The following is an 18824-nucleotide window of genomic DNA, read 5'->3' as shown; positions in this document are numbered from 1 at the left end:
GTCAACCCCTCCGGCGCCGACCGTTTGCCGTGACCCTGTTGTGACACACGGCCGTCTGAGAATTTCGACGCGAACCCATTGACGCGACCTGGGTGACCTGTCTAACGTCCCGGCAATCCAATTGAAACCTTTCACGACGCTGTGGGGGCCGTCCCACCGGCGTCGTCGAGGAGCCCCTCATGACCCACCCGTCCGACACGGGACCGACCCCGGTGCTGGCGCTGAAGGACCTTTCGAAGTCCTTCGGTGCCGTACGCGCCCTGCGGGACGTGTCCCTGGAACTGTTCCCCGGCGAGGTGCACGCGCTCGCCGGAGAGAACGGCGCGGGCAAGTCGACCCTCATCAAGACGCTCGCCGGCGTGCACCGACCGGACGCCGGCCAGGTGTTGCTGGACGGCGAGCCCACCGTCTTCCACGGCCCCGCCGACGCCCGGGACGCGGGCATCGCGGTGATCTACCAGGAGCCCACGCTCTTCCCCGACCTCTCGATCGCCGAGAACATCTTCATGGGCCGCCAGCCCCGGCGGGCGCTCGGCCGCATCGACCACAAGGCGACCCACGCGGCGACCGCCGCCCTGATGAAGCGCCTCGGTGTCGAACTCGACCCCGAACGCCCGGCGCGCGGTCTGTCCATCGCCGACCAGCAGATCGTCGAGATCGCCAAGGCGCTCTCCTTCGACGCCCGCGTCCTGATCATGGACGAGCCGACCGCGGCCCTCACCGGCAGCGAGGTGGCCCGCCTGTTCGGCGTGGTCCGCACCCTGCGCGAGCAGGGCTCGGCGGTGCTGTTCATCTCGCACCGGCTGGAGGAGATCTTCCAGATCTGCGGGCGCGTCACGACCCTGCGCGACGGGGCCCTGATATCCAGCGAGCCGCTGGAGGGCATGACGGAGGACGACCTGGTCCGCCGGATGGTCGGCCGCGACCTCGACGAGCTCTACCCCAAGCAGGACGTCGAGGCCGGCGAAGTCGCCCTGAGCGTGCGCCGGTTGACCCGGGAGGGCGTCTTCACCGATGTCTCCTTCGACGTCCGGCGCGGCGAGATCGTCGGCCTCGCCGGGCTCGTCGGCGCCGGCCGCACGGAGGTCGCCCGGTCCGTGTTCGGCGTGGACCGCTGGGACGCCGGAGAGGTGGAGGTCGACGGCCGGGCGCTGACGAACGGCGCCCCCTCCACCGCCATGGCCGCAGGTCTCGCCCTCGTCCCCGAGGACCGGCGCGCCCAGGGCCTGGTGATGGGCATGTCCATCGAGCGCAACATCGGTCTGACCGGGCTGCGTACGACGGTCAGGGCGGGTCTGATGGACCGCGGGGCCGAGCGCAGCCGCTCCCTCGACTGGGCGGTCAAGCTCCAGGTGAAGTACGCCCGGATCGCCGACACCGTCTCCACGCTCTCCGGCGGCAACCAGCAGAAGGTCGTCCTCGCCAAATGGCTGGCCACCGGCCCCAAGGTGCTGATCGTCGACGAGCCCACGCGAGGCATCGACGTCGGCACCAAGGCCGAAGTGCACCGGCTGCTCAGCGAGTTGGCCGCCGACGGGGTGGCCGTCCTGATGATCTCCTCCGATCTGCCCGAGATCCTCGGCATGGCCGACCGCGTGCTCGTGATGCACGAGGGCCGGCTCACCGCCGAGATCCCACGTTCCGAAGCCACCGAGGAATCCGTGATGGCCGCCGCCACCGGGAGGGCCGCCACATGACAGCCATCGAGAGGGCTGCCCGAATGACCCCGATCACCCCCCGGAGGGCCGCCGCATGACGGTGACCGCGCCCACCCCCGCCCCCGCCACCGAGGTGCCCAGGTCCAGCGGCACCCGGCTGGTGGACCGTGTCTTCAAGATGCGCGAACTCGCCATCCTGGCGGTCTTCCTGGTGATGATCGCCATCACCCAGATGGGCAACAGCGAGTTCCTGTCCGAGCAGGGCATCAAGGACCTGCTGCTGAACGCGACCATCCTCGTGCTGGTCGCCACCGGACAGTCCCTCGTCGTCATCACCCGCAACGTCGACCTGTCGGTCGGCTCGACGCTCGGCATCAGCGCCTTCGCCGCCGGCACCTATATGCAGGGCGGCGGCAACCCCGTCGTCGCGGTGGTCCTCGCGGTGCTGCTCGGCATCGGCTGCGGACTGGTCAACGGCACGCTCGTCAGCCTCGGACAGGTACCGGCGCTCGTCGTCACCCTGGGCACCCTCTACATCATCCGCGGCATGGACTCCATCTGGGTCGGTTCCCGTCAGATCACGGCGGCCGATCTCCCCGGCGGATTCGTCGACTTCGGCTCCGGCGGCCTCTCGGCGGTCCCGTATCTCGCGCTGATCGCCGTGGCCGTCCTGGTGGTCGCCGCGTACTACCTCAAGCACTTCGGCAGTGGCCGCGAGCTGTACGCGCTCGGCTCCAACCCGGAGGCCGCGCGGCTGGCCGGCATCCCGGTCCGCAACCGCATCCTGACCGCCTACCTCGTCTGCGGCGGCCTCGCCGGCCTCGCCGGAGCCCTCTACCTCGCCCGGTTCGGCAACGTCGACTCGGGCACCGGCACCGGCTACGAACTCACCGTCGTCAGCGCGGTCGTGGTCGGCGGCGTCGTCTTCACCGGCGGCTCCGGCAGCGTCTACGGGGCCGCGCTCGGCGCCCTGCTGCTCACCTCCATCAACAGCGTCCTGCCCGCCCTCGGCGTCAGCTCCGTCTGGGTGCTCGCCATCAACGGCGTCCTGCTCATCCTCGCCATCGCGGTCGACCGGATCGTCGCGCTGCGCGTGGCCGCCGCACTGAAGAAGAGGAACGCCCGCCATGGCTGACTCCGCTCTCGCGCGCGCCGTCCGCTGGGACACGGTCGTCGGCGCCCTCCTCATCGTCCTGCTGCTCTTCTCCTTCTCCTTCGTGGACGGCTTCGGCAACGCCCTCAACCTGTCGTTCCTGATCGGCAACACCCTGCCGATCGCGCTGATCGCCCTGCCCATGACCCTGCTCGTGGTGGCCGGCGAGATCGACCTCTCCGTCGCCTCCACGGCCGGGCTCTCCGGGTCGGTGATGGGTGCCCTGTGGAACCAGGGCATGGCGATCGAGACGATCATCCCGCTCTGTCTGGTGCTCGGCGTGGTGTGCGGGCTCGTCAACGGCCTGCTGGTGACCCGGCTCGGACTGCCGTCCCTCGCCGTCACCATCGGCACGCTCGCCGCCTACCGGGGCATCGCGCAGATCGTGCTCGGCTCCGACGCGGTCACCGACTTCCCCACCCAGTACCAGGACTTCGCGGCCGGACGCATCGGGGACACCTTCGTCCCGCAGGCCCTCCCGCTCTTCCTGGTGCTGCTCGCCGTCGCCGTGGTCGTGCTGCACGCCACCCCCTTCGGGCGCTCCGCGTTCGCGATCGGCGCCAACGAGGAGGCCGCCCGGTTCGCCGGCATCCGGGTCAAGCGGCAGAAGCTGCTCCTGTTCGTCGCGACCGGCCTCATGGCCTCCCTGACCGGCGTGTTCTGGGCCCTGCACTACGCCAGCGCCCGCTACGACAACGCCACCGGGCTCGAACTCTCCGTCGTGGCCGCCGTCCTGCTCGGCGGTATCGACTTCGACGGCGGCAAGGGCACGCTCGGCGGCGCGATAGCGGGAGTCTTCCTGCTCGGCTCGCTGCAGAACGTCATGAGCCTCCTCAACGTCTCCGCGCAGTCGCAGATCGTCGTCACCGGCGTTCTGCTGGTCGTCTCCGTGCTCGGCCCCCGGGTCGGGCGCCAGATCTCCGTAGCGAGGGCGGGCCGCAGAGCCGCCTCGACTCCGATCTCGTAACCCCGCTCCGCTCACCCTCGTAAAGGAACCCTCCGCCATGCGCAAGTCTTCGATCCGCCGTACCTGCGCGGCGCTCGCCGCCGTCACCTCCCTCGCCCTGGCCGTCACCGCCTGCGGCGGCACCACCAAGAACGACGTCAAGGACTCGGGCGGCTCCAACGCCGCCGCCGCCGGCGGCAAGGCCGACCCGAACGCGGCCACCAAGAAGGGCCTGACCGTCGGCTTCCTGCCCAAGCAGGTCAACAACCCGTACTTCACCTCCGCCGACAAGGGCGGCGAGAAGGCCCTCGCCGAACTGGGCTCGAAGTACAAGGAGGTCGGCCCCTCCAGCGCCACCGACACCAGCGGCCAGGTGAGTTACGTCAACACGCTCACCCAGCAGCAGGTCGACGCGATGGCGGTCTCCGCGCAGGACCCGGGCGCCCTGTGCACCGCGCTCAAGCAGGCCATGACGAACAAGATCAAGGTCGTCACCTACGACTCCGACACCAAGGCCGACTGCCGCAACGCCTTCGTCTCGCAGGCCAGCGCCGAGGACCTGGGCCGCACCGAGGTGCAACTGCTCGCCAAGCAGATCGACTACAAGGGCGAGATCGCGATCCTGTCCGCCGCGCAGACCGCCACGAACCAGAACACCTGGATCGACTTCATGAAGGCCGAACTGAAGGACCCCAAGTACAAGGACGTCAAGCTGGTCAAGGTCGCCTACGGCAACGACGACGCCCAGCAGTCCTTCCAGCAGACCCAGGGCCTGCTCCAGGAGCACCCCAAGCTCGCCGGGATCATCTCCCCGACCACCGTCGGCATCAAGGCCGCCGCCCAGTACCTGTCCGGCTCCAAGTACAAGGGCAAGGTCAAGCTGACCGGCCTCGGCACCCCCAACGACATGCGCAAGTACGTCAAGAACGGCACCGTCGAGGGCTTCGAGCTGTGGGACCCGGCGAAGCTCGGCGAGCTGGCCGCCCGCACCGCCGTCGCGCTGTCCTCGGGCCAGATCACCGGCAAGGAGGGCGAGACCTTCAAGGCCGGCGACATGGGCTCCTTCACCATCGGCAAGGACGGCGTGATCAGCCTGGGCAAGCCGACCGTCTTCGACGCCAAGAACATCGACCAGTTCGACTTCTGACGCCCTGAGATCTCGTCGGCCGGATCCGCCCGACTCCCAGGCCCTGGAGGGTCATTGACGCACCGTGTGTGCTTTCTGCTGAAGGTCCGTGCGGACCGCCTCGACGAGTACCGCGAGCGGCACGCCGCCGTGTGGCCGGAGATGCTCGACGCGCTCTCGGCCACCGGCTGGCACAACTACTCGCTGTTCCTGCGCGAGGACGGCCTGCTGGTCGGCTACCTGGAGACCGAGGACTTCGCGGCCGCGCGGGCCGCCATGGAGGCCACCGACGTCAATGCCCGCTGGCAGACGGAGATGGCGCCGTTCTTCACCTCGCTGGACGGCGCCAGACCCGACGAGGCCATGAAACTGCTCACCGAGGTGTTCCACCTCGCCTGAACACCCCGCCCGACCTGCCTGAACAGCCTGTCCGACCCGCCCGCCCGCAGCCCGATCGAGGAGCCCGTACATGAGACGACGCACCGTGCTGACGACGGCCCTGCTGGGCGCCGTGGCAGGCCCCGCCATGACCGCCGGGACGGCGCGAGCGGCCGACCCCGGCCCCTCCGTCACCCTGTCCGGCACCACCCAACTCGACTCCCAGGCAATCTACTTCGTCTCCTACGACGGTCTGGTCAACAACAACTCGTTCCAGAAGAACGGCCTGTTGACCTACCGCGGCTACCAGTACGCGGCCTGGTACACCGCCGACCGCAGCGCGGTCGTCGCCCGCCGCGCGCTCGGCGCCACCACCTGGTCCAGGATCACGCTCGGCCACAAGCTCAAGAGCGACGACTCCCACGACGTCATCTCCATGGGCGTCTCCCGGACCGACGGCCGGCTGCACCTGAACATGGACTCGCACAGCGACGGCTTCTTCTACGTCAAGTCGGTGGCCGGGCTGCTCGACAACGCCGCGTCGACGGCCTGGACCTCCGCCGTCCTCGGGGCCGTCCAGACCTCCCTGGACGGTCTCGCGCTCACCACGCAGTTCACCTATCCGCAGTTCGTCGCGACCCCGGACGGCGGCCTCCAGCTCAGCTACCGCGTCGGCGTCTCCGGGAACGGGCGCAACGCCCTTGCCGAGTACGCCGGTTCGTCCTGGACCGCGCTCGGCGAATGGTCCGCCTCCACGGGGACGTACACCAGCGCGCACGGGTCGAGCACGGCACGCAACATGTATCTGCACGGGATCGACTACGACCTGAACGGCCGGCTGCACTCCTTCTTCACCTGGCGCGAGCAGAACGCCGCCGTGATGTGCAACGCCGGCGGCATCACCAACCACGACACCGGCTACGTCTACTCCACCGACCGGGGCCGCAGTTGGCGCAACGACGCGGGCACCGTCGTCGGCACCACCGGAACCTCGGGCACGGTCGCCGTCACCGACACCGGACTCGTCGTCGACTCACTCGACCCCGACCACTCCCTGATGAACCAGGAGAGCCAGGCCACCGACTCCGCGGGCCTGCCGCACGCGATCATCAGCTATGTGCCCGGACGCTTCGGCCAGTGCACCACGAACTACGTCGCCGACCGCACGGCCAACGGCCGCGCCTTCCACCTCCGCAAGGGATCCTCGGGCGGCTGGACCAAGACCGAGATCCCGATCGCCCTGAACTCCAGCCAGCGCACCAAGCTGGTCCTCGACCGGTACGACAACGCCTACGCGATCATGCCGTTCGGGCGGATCGCCGGCGCCTCGAAGTCCTCCGGACACACCGACTGGAAGCTCCTGTTCGACGGCAGCGGCCTGAACGCGTTCGGCGAGGTCGTGATCGACGAGACGCGCGTCCCGCAGGACGGAACGCTGTCCGTGATGTACCAGGAGACGTCCAGCGGAACCACGCCCTCGGCGCTGCGCGTCATCGATTTCCGGCTGCCCTCATGACCACTGTTTCCGGCCCGCTCGCGGGTAATGTGAGGGCCTGCCTGCCGCTTCTCGTTCTCCTGGAGGTTCCCGCCTGATGGCCCAGTCGGTGGGTATCAAGGACGTCGCCCGTGCCGCCGGAGTCTCTGTCGGCACGGTCTCGAACGTGATCAACCGCCCCGACTCGGTGGCCTCCGAGACGAGGGCACGCGTTCTGTCCGCCATCGACCGGCTCGGCTACGTACGCAGCGAGTCGGCACGTCAACTGCGGGCCGGGCGCAGCCGGATCATGGGGCTTCTCGTCCTCGACATGGGCAACCCGTTCTTCGTGGACGTGGCGCGCGGCGCCGAACGCGCGGCGCGGGACGCCGGGCTCGGGGTGATGGTCTGCAACAGCGCGCAGAGCCCGAGCGAGGAGGCCGACTATCTGTCGCTCTTCGCCGAGCAGCGGGTGCGCGGGGTGCTGCTGACGCCCACCGACGCGAGCGGCCGCAACATCGAGGCGTTCCGCCGCAACGGCATCCCCTTCGTGCTGGTCGACCGGGTCGCCGAGGGCACCACCGAGTGCTCGGTCTCGGTCGACGACGTGGCGGGCGGCGCGCTGGCCGTCCGGCATCTCGTGGACGCGGGACACCGCTCGATCGCGTACGTCAGCGGACCGCCCGGCCTCAGCCAGGTCAGGGACCGCCGGACGGGCGCACTCAACGCCCTGGCCGAGGCCGGTCTCGGCCCGGCACATCTGCGCGAGCTGCCCACCGAGCGCCTCGACGTGGCCGCCGGGCGCGACGCCGGCGCCCGGCTCCTGGGCCTCGCCGAGCGGCCCACCGCCGTCTTCTGCGCCAACGACCTGCTCGCCCTCGGCGTCCTTCAGGCCATGTACGCGGCCGGCGTCGGCGTGCCCGACGACCTCGCGATCGTCGGCTACGACGACATCGAGTTCGCCGCCGCCGCGGCCGTCCCGCTCACCTCCGTGCGCCAGCCGGCGGTGACCATGGGCGCTCTCGCCGCGGAGCTGCTGCTGGAGGAGACCGACGCGGAGACCGCGCCCGAGCCGCACGAGCACCGGAGGGTCGTGCTCCAGCCGGAGCTGGTGGTGCGCCACTCCAGCCTGGCGGCGCGCTGAGCAGCGGTTCAGTTCCCGGCCACGGCCTGCTGAGTCACCGTTCAGTTCATTTTCTTGATCCCCGGGCCGCGGAGCCCGGGGAATATGTGCTCAACTGGGACGCAGCCTGGAATCCGTACGTCTCGGGAGCCCTGTTGACCGTCAGCTACCGCCAGCCCGGTGTCGTCCTCACCGACCACCGCTTCACCGTGCCTCTCGACCACGACCATCCGGCGGGCGAGACCATCGAACTGTTCGCCCGCGAGGTCGTCGCGAGCGACAAGGCGCACCAGACCCTGCCCTGGATGGTCTACCTGCAAGGTGGCCCCGGCTTTGGAGCGAATCGTTTCGTCGGCCGTCAGTCCTGGCTCGACCGGGCCCTGATGGACTTCCGCGTCCTGCTCCTCGACCAGCGCGGCACAGGACTCTCGACGCCCGCCAACCGGCAGACGCTCCCGCTGCGCGGCGGCCCCCGCGAGCAGGCCGACCACCTCGCGCTCTTCCGCGCCGACTCCATCGTCCGGGACTGCGAGGCCATCCGGCCCGCGCTCACCGGCGGAGCGTCCTGGACGGTCCTCGGCCAGAGCTTCGGCGGCTTCTGCGCCGTGCGCTACCTGTCCAGCGCTCCCGAAGGGCTGAGCGCCGCCGTCGTCACCGGCGGCCTGCCCTCCCTCGACGGGCACGCGGACGACGTCTACCGCGCCGCGTACCCGCGTATCGAGCGCAAGGTCGCCGCGCACTACGCGCGCTACCCGCAGGACGTCGAGCGCGCCCGCCGGATCGCGGAGTACCTGCTCCAGCACGAGCCGGTGCTGAGCGGCGGCTACCGCCTGACCGCCGAGGCCTTCCAGTCGCTGGGCATCCTGCTGGGCGGCAGCGACGGCAGCCACCGCCTGCACTACCTGCTGGAGGACGCCTTCGTCCGCACCCCGCAGGGCCCGGCCCTCTCCGACGCCTTCCAGGAGGAGGTGCAGGGGCTCCTGTCGTACGCGGGTCACCCCCTGTACGCGCTGGTCCACGAGGCCTGCTACGCCCAGGGCGACCGCCCCACGGCCTGGTCCGCCGAGCGCGTGCGCGCCGAGTTCCCGCAGTTCGACGCGGCCAAGACCCTCGCGGACGACGGACCGCTGCTGTTCACCGGCGAGTCCGTGCACCCCTGGATGTTCGAGACCGACCCGGCACTGCGCCCGCTGCGGGAGACCGCCGAGGAACTGGCCGCCCGCACCGACTGGACGCCGCTGTACGACCCGGCCCGCCTCGCCGCGAACGAGGTACCGGTCGCGGCGGCGGTCTACCACGACGACATGTACGTCGACGCCGAGCACTCCCTGCGCACCGCGCGTGCCGTGCGGGGCCTGCGCACCTGGGTGACCGACGAGTTCGAGCACGACGGGGTACGGGCCGGCGGGCCGCGCGTACTGGACCGGCTGCTGGCGCTCACCCGCGACGACGTCTGAGGCGCCCGCGGCCCCCGCCGTCCGGGCACTTCTGCACCCCCCTCGGTATTCTGACGGTCTGTCAGAAATCTGAGGGGGTACGGATGATCGACACCACGCGTACGGACATCCCGGAGGGCGAGGAGCGGCTGCGCCTCGACGTCGAGGACGGGATCGGCGTCCTCACCCTGTGCCGCCCGGCGAAGCTCAACGCGTGGAGCTGGGAGTCCACCCGCCAACTCGGCCTGATCGCCGACCGGATCCGCTTCGACGCCTCGGTCCGGGTGGTGCTGCTGCGGGCCGAGGGGCGCGCCTTCTGCGCGGGGATCGACGTGAGTGCCCCGGGTGGCGCGATCACCGGCCGCTCGGGAGCCGAGCGCGCCCGCGCGTACTACGAGGGCATCCGCTGGGCCCACGAGCGCTTCGCGGCCTTCGCGCGGCTGCCGCAGCCCGTCGTCGCGGCGGTGCGGGGCTACTGCCTCGGCTTCGGGTTCGAACTGGCGTTGATGGCGGACATCAGGATCGCCTCCCGCGACGCCGTGTTCGCCCTGCCCGAGGCCCAGTTGGGGCTCGCGGTCGACGCCGGCGGGGACTTGCGGATCGCGCGCGAGGCGGGCGCGGGGTGGGCGAAGTTCCTGGCGCTGACCGGGAGGCGGCTGGACGCGACGACGGCCGAACGCCTGCATCTCGTCCAACTCGTCGCGACGGAAGAGGACTTGGACGAGACGGCCCGAGCGGTCGCCGCCGAGATCGCGGCGAACGGGCCGCTCGCCGTGCAGGGTGTGAAGCACGACATCGACGCGTACGCCGACGCCGGTCTCGCCGCGGCCCTGGACCGGACCGCCCTGTCGGCCGCGCTCACCCTGACCTCCGACGACGCGGCGGAGGGGTACGCGGCCAAGAGCGCCCGCCGCGCGCCCCGCTTCGACGGAAGGTGACCGACGTGTTTTGATCGGTCACTGTTCCGTACGACGAGACAGGGGGACCGATGGACGACAGCGGACTTCTCGCGGACCGGTTCGAGGAGCACCGGGGCCGACTGCGCGCGGTGGCCTACCGGATGCTCGGATCGCTCAGCGACGCCGACGACGCCGTCCAGGAGACCTGGCTGAAGCTCGGCCGCACCGACCCGGGCGGGATCAGGAACCTGGGCGGCTGGCTGACCACCGTGGCCGGCCGGGTGTGCCTGGACATGCTGCGCTCCCGCGCCGCGCGCCGCGAGGACCCCCTGGAGCCCTCGGACACCTTCGTCCCCGACCCCGTCGTCAGCCCCCTGGACCGGATCGACCCCGAACAGGAGGTGCTGCTCGCCGACTCGGTCGGGCTCGCCCTCCTCGTGGTCCTGGAGACGCTGGAGCCCGCCGAGCGGCTCGCCTTCGTCCTGCACGACATGTTCGCCGTGCCGTTCGACGACATCGCGCCCATCGTGGGCCGCTCCCCGGCCGCCACCCGTCAGCTCGCCAGCCGGGCGCGCCGCCGCGTCAAGGGAGCGTCCCCCGAGCCCGAGCGGGACGTCACCCGGCAGCGGGAGGTCCTCGACGCCTTCCTCGCGGCCTCGCGCGGCGGGGACTTCGAGGCCCTCGTCGCGGTCCTCGACCCCGATGTCGTGCTGCGCGCCGACGCGGGCCCGAAGGCCGGCGGCGTGGCCGTGTCCCGACTGGTCCGCGGCGCCGAGACGGTGGCCCGGCAGGCGCTCGCCTTCGCGCGGTTCGCGGCGACCTCCCGGTTCGTCCTGGTCAACGGGGAGGTCGGCGTCGTCGCGCTCGTCGACGGCCGGCCGCGGTCGGTCATGGGCGTCACCGTCGTCGACGGCCGGATCGCCGCGATGTACATCCTGGCCGACCCCGAACGGATCGCCCGGCTCGATCTCGCGGGGGCGAGGGCGGGGGAGTGACGGTCAGCCGGTGAAGGGACCGCGCCCCAACTGGTCCCGCACGGGCGTGACGGGCGGGCTGACGAGCTCTCTGCGCTGCCAGTTCGCGCCGTCCACGACCAGGGTGTGGCCGGTGATGAAACGGGCGTAGGGGGATGCCAGGAAGGTGGCGGCCCAGCCCAGTTCGCGGGGCGCGCCGACGCGCAGGGCCGGCTGGCGCCGGTCGTGCGCGCCGCGGGCGCCGCCGACCTGGTCACTCCCGTGGTCCGCGCTGTCGCCGTCGGCCGCGGCCCGTGTCAGGTTGCCGCGGATGTCGTCCGTCATGTCCTCGTGCGGCATCAGCCCCGGCACCAGACCGTTGACCTGGATGCCGTACGGGCCCCACTCGACGGCGAGTGTCCGCACCAGGCTCTCCACACCGGCCTTGGCCGCCGCACTGTGGGCGAACCCGGGGCCGCCCGTCCAGGCGTAGGACGCGCCGACGTCGATGACCGACCCAGGCGTGCCCGCGGCCAGATGCCGCCGTCCGAACTCACGGGTCATCAGAAACGTTCCTGTGAGGGTGATGTCGACCACCGCCTGCCAGGCGTTCGGCGACATGTCCTCCGTGGGGACGGGGAAGTTGGCGGCCGCGTTGTTGACCAGCACATCGGGCAGTGCGCACCCGTCGAACACCTCGGAGATGCGTTTCGGATCCCGGATGTCGCAGACGGCGGACCTCACCCGGGTGCCCAGCTTCGCCAACTCCTCCCGTGCGGGCGCGAGATGGCGTTCACGACGGCTGACGATCAGCAGATCGGCGCCCAGCCGGGCGAACTCCGCGGCTATCGCCCTCCCGAGTCCGGTACCGCCACCGGTGACCAGCACCAGCGAGCCGTCGTACGTCCCGGCCGGCAGGGCGCTCGCGCCCAGCGGGGGAGGAGAGGGGAGGCCGGGGAGCGCTGTGGAATCCATGGCTGACTCGATACCCGGTGCGCCGTCAAACATCCAGACAAGGACCGCGAGGATCACCTCGGGAGAGGGTCCGGGCCGTCAAGTCGGCGCAGTTCAGAGGTGCGTTGGCGGCTCAGTAGGCTGGGGGACATGCGACAGGACGGCAGCGCACATCCGGACCCGCGCCTCGAACCGCGAGCCGACTGCGGTCAGTGCTTCGGGCTGCGCTGTGTGGCCCTGCCCTTCGCCCGCTCGGCCGACTTCGCGATCGACAAGGGCGCGGGCGAGCCCTGCCCGAACCTGGAGAGCGACTTCCGGCGCGGTATTCACACCCGGCTGCGGCGGACCGGCTTCACGGGCTGCACGGTCCACGACTGCTTCGGCGCCGGGCAGCGGGTCTCCCAGGTGACCTTCGGCGGCGTGGACTGGCGTTCGGGGTCGAAGGAGCGCGCCCGGCAGATGTTCGACGTGTTCCCCGTCGTACGCCACCTTCATGAACTGCTCTGGTACGTGAACGAGGCGCTGACACTCCCCGCCGCACGTCCGGTCCACGCCGACGTCCGGCGGCTGCTCGCCACGACGGAACGCCTCGCGGGACAAACCCCCGAGGAACTGGGCGAGTCGGACGTGGGCGCGCACCGGCAGGAGGTCAACGAAGTGCTTCTGCGGACCAGTGCGCTCGTACGGGCCGAGGCCGGCGGCGGGAAGACGGACCGGCGCGGCGCCGATCTGATGGGCGCCCGCCTCAAGGGTGCCGACCTGCGCGGCGCGAGTCTGCGCGGCGCCTGTCTCATCGCCGCGGATCTCACCGGGGCCGATCTGCGCGGCGCCGATCTGATCGGTGCCGACCTCAGGGACGCCGGCCTCACCGACGCCGATCTGACCGGGGCCGTCTTCCTCACCCGGCCGCAGCTCAACGCGGCCCGCGGCAGCCCGGGCACCCGGCTCCCCCGATCGGTCGGCCGCCCGGGCCACTGGACCTCCCAGGGCTGAGGGCGAGCCCGAGCCGGGAGCGGCCGAGCGGTACCTCGCCCGGCCGTGGACTCGCCCCAGGCGGACGGCACGGCCTGTGCGCGGGACGGGACCATGGTCTGTGCCCGGGGGCTGGGGGTCTGGCCTGTGCACGGGAACACGGCCCGTGCCCGGCCCCGGGAGCCTGGCCTCACCCGGCCGCGCGGACCAGCGGCTCCGTCTGCCCAGGCGCCACAGGCGTACGCCGTTCGAGGTGCAGGCGCAGGCCCTCCGGCATCAGGGTCAGCCGCTCGGCCACCCGCAGCCGGTAGCCGGGCTCGGGCCGCAGGTCGTAGCGGCGCAGCAGCAGCCCGAGGACCAGTGTCGCCTCGTGCAGCGCGAACTGGCGGCCGATGCACGCGCGCGCCCCGGTGCCGAACGGCTTGAAGGTGTGCGCGGCCCGGGCCCGTACCGCCTTCGCGTCGAAGCGGTCCGGGTCGAACTCCTCCGCGTCGGCGCCCCACACCTGCGGGTCGCGGTGGAGCATCGCGGTGAGGACCAGCGCCCAGGCCCCCTGCCGCATCGGGTGGACACCGCCGAGCAGGGTGTCGTGCCGGGCCTCGCGCGCGAACGCCGGTGCCGTCGGCCACAGGCGCAGCGACTCGTCGAGGACCCGGCGGACGTAGCGGAGTTTGGCGACCTGTTCGTAGCCCGGCCGCTCCGTGCCGCCCCAGACGCGGTCGACCTCGGCACGGGCGCGGGCGGCGACCTCCGGATGCCGGGCGAGGTAGTGCAGGGCGAAGGAGAGGGCGCCCGAGGTGGTCTCGTGGCCGGCGATCAGGAAGGTGATGACCTGGCGGCGGATGTTCTCGGGGGTCAGCCGCTCCCCGGTCTCGGGGTGCGCCGTCTGGAGCATGCGGTCGAGCAGATCGCCCTCGCCTCCGGCGGCCCGGCGGGAGGCGACCACCGCGTCGACCGTGCGATTGAGGTAGGCCATGTCCGCCGCGTTGCGCCGGGAGGCGGTCCGCAGGAGGAGCGGGGCCAGCGGGACCGGGACGACGTTGAGACGCTGCGCGTAGGTCAGCGTGCCCACCATCGCGTTCACGAAGGGGTGCGGCCGGGAGCGCTCGAAGGAGGCGAAGTCATGGCCGAAGCCGGTCCTGGCGATCGTCTCCAGGGTCAGCTTCGTCATGTCGCCGGGCACGTCCACCGCGCGGCCCGCGGCCTGCTCGCGGTCCCAGCGGTCCGTCAGCCGCTCGGTCACGGCCAGCATCATCGGGTGGTAGCCCTCCATGGCCTCGCGGCTGAAGCCGGGGGCGAGGACGTCGTGCGCCAACTGCCAGTTGGGCTCGTGGTTGTACGCGGTGAACAGCCCGTCCCCGGCGACCGGACGGAGATTGGCGACCCCCAGGCCCACGTGCTTCGCGAACCGCGACTCGTCGGCCAGTTCGGCGGCGAGATCCGCGCCCCAGACGAAGACGATCTCGTTGCGGAAGGCCCTGCGCCGGAAGATCGGCCCGAGCTGCCGTCCGAACCTCATGGAGTCCTGCAACGGCGAGCGGACGTTGGCGCCGAGCACATCGCCGACCAGCGGCACGCGACGTGGCGGGTGCGGAATGCGGTGCAGCTCCGGCCAGCCCAGTTCCGCGCTGCGGAACCCCTTGGGCAGCGCGGCCTCCTTCGTCTCCGCCATGACGCCATCTCCCTTGTGTCTCAGGCAGGTTGAAGTTGTTGTACGCGAGTTCAATAACGGCATTCAGTCTGGTCCTCTTGTTGAACCGACGTCAAGTAAGGTGCGGGGATGACGGGGAGACAGGGGGAGCGCGCACGCAGGCGGCTCAGTACCGAGGAGCGCCGGGAGCAACTGCTCTCGGTCGGCGCCCGCCTGTTCTCGGAGAGCCCGTACGACGACGTGTGGATCGAGCAGGTCGCCGAGATCGCCGGAGTCTCGCGCGGACTGCTGTACCACTACTTCCCGACCAAGCGGGACTTCTTCGCGGCCGTGGTCGAGCGGGAGAGCGGGCGGATGCTGCGGATGACCGCGGCCGTGCCCGGCGTTCCGGTGCGCGAGCAGCTCGGCGCTGGACTGGACACCTTCCTCGGGTACGTGGAGGAGCACGCGCACGGGTTCCGCGCCTTCCATCGCGCCGACGCGGCCGGTGACCAGGCCGTGCGCCGGGTCTACCAGCAGGCGCTGGCCGCGCAGGAACTCCAGATCCTTCAGGCTCTGGCGGCGGATCCCGAGCTCGGCCGGGCGTCCGAGGACCGTCTCGAACTCCGTATCGCCGTCCGCGGGTGGCTGGCCTTCACCACGGCCGTGTGTCTGGAGTGGCTGCGGGGTGCGGACCTGACCCGCGACCAGGTACGGGATCTGTGCGCGCGGGCGCTGCTCGGCGCGATCACGCCCTGAGGTCCGCTCTGCCGGGTGGCCGCGATTGCCTGTCCGGCGGGCGGGAATCCACGGTCGGTGGGCGTGAATTCACGGTCGGGCCGCTCGTGCGGCGGGCGTGAACCGACGGTCGGACTCCTCGTCCGGCGAGGCGTGGTTGGCGTACACCTCGATCTTCGATAGGTTAGGCAAGCCTTACCTAAGGAGGAAGCTGATGGGTGACCGTCACACCTGGACGGCCGCGCCCGGCGCGGCGGAGCACGCCCGCTCGGTGCTCGCCGCGGCCTGGTCCTGCGCGGTGACCGCGGAGGGCGGCCGGGAGGAGTTCGTCGGCGCGCACACCGTCGCCGCCGACGGCCGGGTGCTCCTGCGGGTGCCGGAGGACAGCGCGCTGCTCGCCGCCGCCATCTGCTCGCCGCGCGGAGAACCGTCCGCCGTCCTGGAGTTCGCCGACGTCGCGCCCGTTCCCGTACGGAACCGGATCCGGGCCCGGCTCTGGCTCGCCGGCTGGTTCGTCCCCGAGGACGGGCATCTGTCGTTCCGCCCGACCCGCGCGGTGCTGCGCAGGCCCGACGGGACCGTGGTGGTCGGCCTGGACGAACTGGCCGACGCCCAGCCCGACCCGCTCGCCCTCGCCGAGGCCCAGCTGCTCACCCATCTCGCCGACGCCCACCCGGACGCCGTCGACCGGCTCACCCGCCTCGTCGAACCGGACAGTCTGCACGGCGCGGTGCGCGTCCAGCCCCTCGCCGTCGACCGGCACGGACTCACCCTGCGCATCGAGCGGGCGCGCGGCAACGGTGACGTACGTCTGCCGTTCCACGCACCCGCCGACGACGTCTCGCAACTCACGGAGCGCATGCACGTGTTGCTCACGCAGGCGAGCGTCGCCGCCTGCCCCCGCCCCCTACAGCGGCAGCGCACAGACCGCGACGGGTGAGGCGAACGGCTCGCCCGCGCGCCGGAGTTCACCGCTCTCGTCGTCGACCTGGAAGACGGTGACCGTGCTCGACCGCTGGTTCGCCGCGAACAGCAGCCGTCCGTCCGGGGAGAAGGCGATGTCGCGCGGGAAGTCGCCGCCGACCGGCACCGTGTCCAGCAGTCGCAGCCGGGCGCCGTCCGCCTCGATCGCGTACCGCGTCAGGCTGTTGTGGCCCCGGTTCGCGAGAAAGGCGTACGAGCCGTTCGACGTCACCAGGAACTCCGCCGGGTAACTCGTGCCGCTTCCGGTGCCCGTGGACTGCGGTTCGCCCACCGTGAGGCGACCGGCCGCCGGGTCGTAGCCGCAGACCGTCACCGTGTTGTCGGCCTCGTTGGCGAGATAGGCGTACCGGCCGCCGGGGTGGAACGTGAGATGACGCGGGCCCGCGCCCGGTTTCGTCCCTGCCCGGGACACCTCGGTGAGCGTGCCCCTCGTCTCGTCGAGGCGGTAGGTGTAGACCGTGTCGGTGCCCAGGTCGACGGCGAGCAGATGCCCGCCGTCCGGGCTGGTGATGAACTGGTGGGCGTGCGGGCCCTGTTGGCCGGGGCCGGGGGCCGGGCTGGTGTGCGTGACCAGATCGGCGCGCTCGCCGAGCGCGCCGGACGCGTCGATGGGATGCACCGCGACACTCCCCGAGGTGTAGTTCGCGCTCAGCAGCCAGCGCCCGCTCGGATGCACGGACAGATGGCAGGGGCCCGCGCCGCCCGTGGAGCGGCTGCCGAGCACCTCGGTCCCCGGGAGCCGTACGGCCGTCACCGCGCCCGCGTTCCGCTCGTCGACGGCGTACAGCGTGCGGCCGTCCGGATGCGCCGCCAGGAAGGACGGGTTGTCGACGCCCGTCACGACACCGCCGCCGGTGACCGCGCCGGTCGTCGCGTCGTACGCGGCGAGACCGATCCCCTTCCCGGCGCCGTCGCCCGACGTGTACGTGCCGAGGAACAGCGGGCGGGGGCCGGAGCGGGGCGCCGGTGACGGGGGCGCCGATGGACTCGCAGAGGAGGCGGGGCCGGCCGGCGGCGCCTTCGGGAGCGGCGTCGCCACGTCGGGGTCCGCCCGGGGAGCGGCCGGTGCCGGGACCGTCGTGATCGCGGCGGCCCCCGCCAGCGCGCCGACGAAGCGGCGCCTGGTCCAGCCGCCGCGCGCGCCGCGCGACGGCTCCGCACCACTGCTCATGCCTGCACCTCGGGGTGTCGGTTGCCTCGGCTGTGACAGCCACCTTGGCGTGCGGCACCCCGGAAGTGCAAGAACGGCAATACGCGTTGCGCCGCATGCGACGCCGGGTGCTACCAGTCGCCGTCCTCGACCGGCTTGCCCGGTGCGTCGCCGAGCGGTTTCACCTGCTGGGGTGAGGGCTGCTGCCAGGGCTCGTGGTCGTCGCCCAGCCAGTCGCCGACCGGCCGCACCGACCCCAGTTCGTCCGTGGGGGCCAGATCGGCGGCGTCCTGGTCGTAGTAGTCGAACCAGGGCAGCCCCGCGCGGGTGTACGCGGCACGGTCCACCGGGGACGGCGGCGGCGCCTCGCCGGTGATGCGGCGCCACTCCGGAGGCGTCACGAGATGGACGAACACACGCCCGGCCGGCTCCTTGGCCCAGGCCTTCAGCGGCCGGTCGTCCCGGTAGACCTCCTGGCGCATCGAACCGCCCACGCCCAGACCCATCGCCGGGGCGCTGCGCGCACGGACCGGTGCGGCTCCGGCGGCGGTGGGCGCGGCACCGGGTGCGGGCGGCGCGGCCATCATCGGCAGGGCGCCGCCGTACGCGCCCGTCGCCTGCGGCATCCGCAGCCGCTCCTCCGCCCGGCGGCGCTCCGCCTCGCGCCACGCCGCCAGCTCCCCGGCGTTCAGCGGGAACGACTGGAGCTGGACGCCGCCCCAGACCTCCTCCCCGGTGACCTGGCCCTCGACCGTCGCCCCCAGACCGAGCGGCACGGCCACGAACTGGCGGACCGTGCCCTTGCCGGAATTGATCCCGTCCAACCAGGGCTGTCGGGGCAGAACGACGTAGTTCTGCGGATCGCGGGCGAGCCGGGAGCTCCACGGCTTGCCCGAGACGGCACACACCTTGCCCACACCGACCTGCAACGCGGCCGGTTCCGCCGTCCCGGCGAAACTCAGCCACATGGCCTCGCGCAGATACACCGGCAGCATCACACCGCCACGGGCCCGCCACTCGGCGGGCACCCGGTCCCCGTAGTCCTCGACGCGCCGGACGGGGAACTCGCCGAGCCCCGGCGGCAAGGCGTGCGTGCCCGTCTCGGGCAGGCGCAGGGTCCGGATGAACCGCACCTGCACCCCGCCCGGCAACCGCAGCGCGTTCCCGTCGATCCGTACGGTGTCCTCGGTCATCCGCCCGCCCCCTCGTCGTCCTGCTGTCGGCTCATAGGTCCTGCTGTCCGCGACGCC

The 18824-nt window shown here is 71.8% G+C and carries 17 protein-coding genes; 13 read left to right on the top strand and 4 right to left on the bottom strand.

The features are described 5' to 3' along the window. Positions 1–179 precede the first annotated feature (179 nt). The 10 genes from ACZ6KY_RS37490 (at position 180) to sigJ (ending at position 11188) form a co-directional block, all read left to right on the top strand. Positions 180–1697, top strand: coding sequence for a sugar ABC transporter ATP-binding protein (locus ACZ6KY_RS37490; RefSeq protein ID WP_469314741.1), 1518 nt, complete (start codon positions 180–182; stop codon positions 1695–1697). Between the two features lie 55 nt (positions 1698–1752). Beyond that, complete coding sequence (locus ACZ6KY_RS37485; RefSeq protein ID WP_469314740.1) at positions 1753–2793, top strand: ABC transporter permease; 1041 nt, start codon at positions 1753–1755, stop codon at positions 2791–2793. Continuing rightward, complete coding sequence (locus ACZ6KY_RS37480) at positions 2786–3778, top strand: ABC transporter permease (RefSeq protein WP_469314739.1); 993 nt, start codon at positions 2786–2788, stop codon at positions 3776–3778. The genes ACZ6KY_RS37485 and ACZ6KY_RS37480 overlap by 8 nt, the downstream gene beginning before the upstream one ends. A 37-nt stretch (positions 3779–3815) precedes the next feature. Further along, positions 3816–4904 (top strand): rhamnose ABC transporter substrate-binding protein, encoded by a 1089-nt coding sequence (gene rhaS / locus ACZ6KY_RS37475; RefSeq protein ID WP_469314738.1) that lies wholly within the window; start codon positions 3816–3818, stop codon positions 4902–4904. 54 nt (positions 4905–4958) lie between these two features. Next, positions 4959–5282 (top strand): L-rhamnose mutarotase, encoded by a 324-nt coding sequence (locus ACZ6KY_RS37470; RefSeq protein ID WP_469314737.1) that lies wholly within the window; start codon positions 4959–4961, stop codon positions 5280–5282. A gap of 70 nt (positions 5283–5352) precedes the next feature. Further along, the gene (locus tag ACZ6KY_RS37465; RefSeq protein ID WP_469314736.1) at positions 5353–6777 is read left to right on the top strand and encodes a BNR repeat-containing protein; all 1425 of its coding nucleotides are present in this window, start codon (positions 5353–5355) and stop codon (positions 6775–6777) included. Positions 6778–6853: 76 nt separating this feature from the next. After that, on the top strand, positions 6854–7879 hold the full coding sequence (locus ACZ6KY_RS37460) for a LacI family DNA-binding transcriptional regulator (RefSeq protein ID WP_469314735.1): 1026 nt from the start codon (positions 6854–6856) through the stop codon (positions 7877–7879). Positions 7880–8013: 134 nt separating this feature from the next. Further along, on the top strand, positions 8014–9315 hold the full coding sequence (locus ACZ6KY_RS37455) for an alpha/beta fold hydrolase (protein ID WP_469314759.1): 1302 nt from the start codon (positions 8014–8016) through the stop codon (positions 9313–9315). 83 nt (positions 9316–9398) lie between these two features. Next, positions 9399–10232 carry an enoyl-CoA hydratase/isomerase family protein gene (locus ACZ6KY_RS37450; protein WP_469314734.1) on the top strand — a complete coding sequence of 278 codons (834 nt, stop codon included), beginning with the start codon at positions 9399–9401 and terminating at the stop codon, positions 10230–10232. Between the two features lie 50 nt (positions 10233–10282). Then, a complete protein-coding gene (gene sigJ, locus ACZ6KY_RS37445; protein ID WP_469314733.1) occupies positions 10283–11188 on the top strand; it encodes an RNA polymerase sigma factor SigJ in 906 nt (301 codons plus the stop codon). A 3-nt stretch (positions 11189–11191) separates the two neighbouring features. Here sigJ and ACZ6KY_RS37440 read toward each other — a convergent pair whose 3' ends face one another. Further along, positions 11192–12121, bottom strand: coding sequence for an SDR family oxidoreductase (locus ACZ6KY_RS37440; RefSeq protein WP_469314732.1), 930 nt, complete (start codon positions 12119–12121; stop codon positions 11192–11194). A gap of 129 nt (positions 12122–12250) precedes the next feature. Here ACZ6KY_RS37440 and ACZ6KY_RS37435 point away from each other — a divergent pair, with 129 nt between their 5' ends. After that, on the top strand, positions 12251–13093 hold the full coding sequence (locus ACZ6KY_RS37435) for a pentapeptide repeat-containing protein (protein WP_469314731.1): 843 nt from the start codon (positions 12251–12253) through the stop codon (positions 13091–13093). A 169-nt stretch (positions 13094–13262) separates the two neighbouring features. Here the strand turns inward: ACZ6KY_RS37435 and ACZ6KY_RS37430 are convergent, their stop codons facing one another. Next, a complete protein-coding gene (locus ACZ6KY_RS37430) occupies positions 13263–14744 on the bottom strand; it encodes a cytochrome P450 (RefSeq protein ID WP_469314730.1) in 1482 nt (493 codons plus the stop codon). A 108-nt stretch (positions 14745–14852) separates the two neighbouring features. Between ACZ6KY_RS37430 and ACZ6KY_RS37425 the strand changes: the two genes are divergently transcribed. Next, entirely contained in the window at positions 14853–15461 is a 609-nt protein-coding gene (locus ACZ6KY_RS37425; RefSeq protein WP_469314729.1) for a TetR/AcrR family transcriptional regulator, read from the top strand. A gap of 193 nt (positions 15462–15654) precedes the next feature. Beyond that, positions 15655–16380, top strand: coding sequence for a DUF2470 domain-containing protein (locus ACZ6KY_RS37420; RefSeq protein WP_469314728.1), 726 nt, complete (start codon positions 15655–15657; stop codon positions 16378–16380). On the opposite strand, the gene ACZ6KY_RS37415 is transcribed toward ACZ6KY_RS37420, so the two are convergent. After that, positions 16348–17595 carry a lactonase family protein gene (locus tag ACZ6KY_RS37415; protein WP_469314727.1) on the bottom strand — a complete coding sequence of 416 codons (1248 nt, stop codon included), beginning with the start codon at positions 17593–17595 and terminating at the stop codon, positions 16348–16350. The genes ACZ6KY_RS37420 and ACZ6KY_RS37415 overlap by 33 nt on opposite strands. A gap of 110 nt (positions 17596–17705) precedes the next feature. Continuing rightward, on the bottom strand, positions 17706–18767 hold the full coding sequence (locus tag ACZ6KY_RS37410; RefSeq protein WP_469314726.1) for a hypothetical protein: 1062 nt from the start codon (positions 18765–18767) through the stop codon (positions 17706–17708). Positions 18768–18824: the final 57 nt, after the last annotated feature.

Source organism: Streptomyces sp. NPDC042002 (assembly GCF_055588305.1).
Note: the sequence above shows the minus strand (reverse complement) of the source record. Positions and strands in the feature narration are given on the sequence as shown.

What these genes read in the sequence shown, in the direction of transcription:
- ACZ6KY_RS37490 (WP_469314741.1), top strand. Translation starts at nt 180, where the DNA reads ATGACCCACCCGTCCGACACGGGACCGACCCCGGTGCTGGCGCTGAAG.
- ACZ6KY_RS37485 (WP_469314740.1), top strand. Translation starts at nt 1,753, where the DNA reads ATGACGGTGACCGCGCCCACCCCCGCCCCCGCCACCGAGGTGCCCAGG.
- ACZ6KY_RS37480 (WP_469314739.1), top strand. Translation starts at nt 2,786, where the DNA reads ATGGCTGACTCCGCTCTCGCGCGCGCCGTCCGCTGGGACACGGTCGTC.
- rhaS (WP_469314738.1), top strand. Translation starts at nt 3,816, where the DNA reads ATGCGCAAGTCTTCGATCCGCCGTACCTGCGCGGCGCTCGCCGCCGTC.
- ACZ6KY_RS37465 (WP_469314736.1), top strand. Translation starts at nt 5,353, where the DNA reads ATGAGACGACGCACCGTGCTGACGACGGCCCTGCTGGGCGCCGTGGCA.
- ACZ6KY_RS37460 (WP_469314735.1), top strand. Translation starts at nt 6,854, where the DNA reads ATGGCCCAGTCGGTGGGTATCAAGGACGTCGCCCGTGCCGCCGGAGTC.
- ACZ6KY_RS37450 (WP_469314734.1), top strand. Translation starts at nt 9,399, where the DNA reads ATGATCGACACCACGCGTACGGACATCCCGGAGGGCGAGGAGCGGCTG.
- sigJ (WP_469314733.1), top strand. Translation starts at nt 10,283, where the DNA reads ATGGACGACAGCGGACTTCTCGCGGACCGGTTCGAGGAGCACCGGGGC.
- ACZ6KY_RS37440 (WP_469314732.1), bottom strand. Translation starts at nt 12,121, where the DNA reads ATGGATTCCACAGCGCTCCCCGGCCTCCCCTCTCCTCCCCCGCTGGGC.
- ACZ6KY_RS37435 (WP_469314731.1), top strand. Translation starts at nt 12,251, where the DNA reads ATGCGACAGGACGGCAGCGCACATCCGGACCCGCGCCTCGAACCGCGA.
- ACZ6KY_RS37430 (WP_469314730.1), bottom strand. Translation starts at nt 14,744, where the DNA reads ATGGCGGAGACGAAGGAGGCCGCGCTGCCCAAGGGGTTCCGCAGCGCG.
- ACZ6KY_RS37425 (WP_469314729.1), top strand. Translation starts at nt 14,853, where the DNA reads ATGACGGGGAGACAGGGGGAGCGCGCACGCAGGCGGCTCAGTACCGAG.
- ACZ6KY_RS37420 (WP_469314728.1), top strand. Translation starts at nt 15,655, where the DNA reads ATGGGTGACCGTCACACCTGGACGGCCGCGCCCGGCGCGGCGGAGCAC.
- ACZ6KY_RS37415 (WP_469314727.1), bottom strand. Translation starts at nt 17,595, where the DNA reads ATGAGCAGTGGTGCGGAGCCGTCGCGCGGCGCGCGCGGCGGCTGGACC.
- ACZ6KY_RS37410 (WP_469314726.1), bottom strand. Translation starts at nt 18,767, where the DNA reads ATGACCGAGGACACCGTACGGATCGACGGGAACGCGCTGCGGTTGCCG.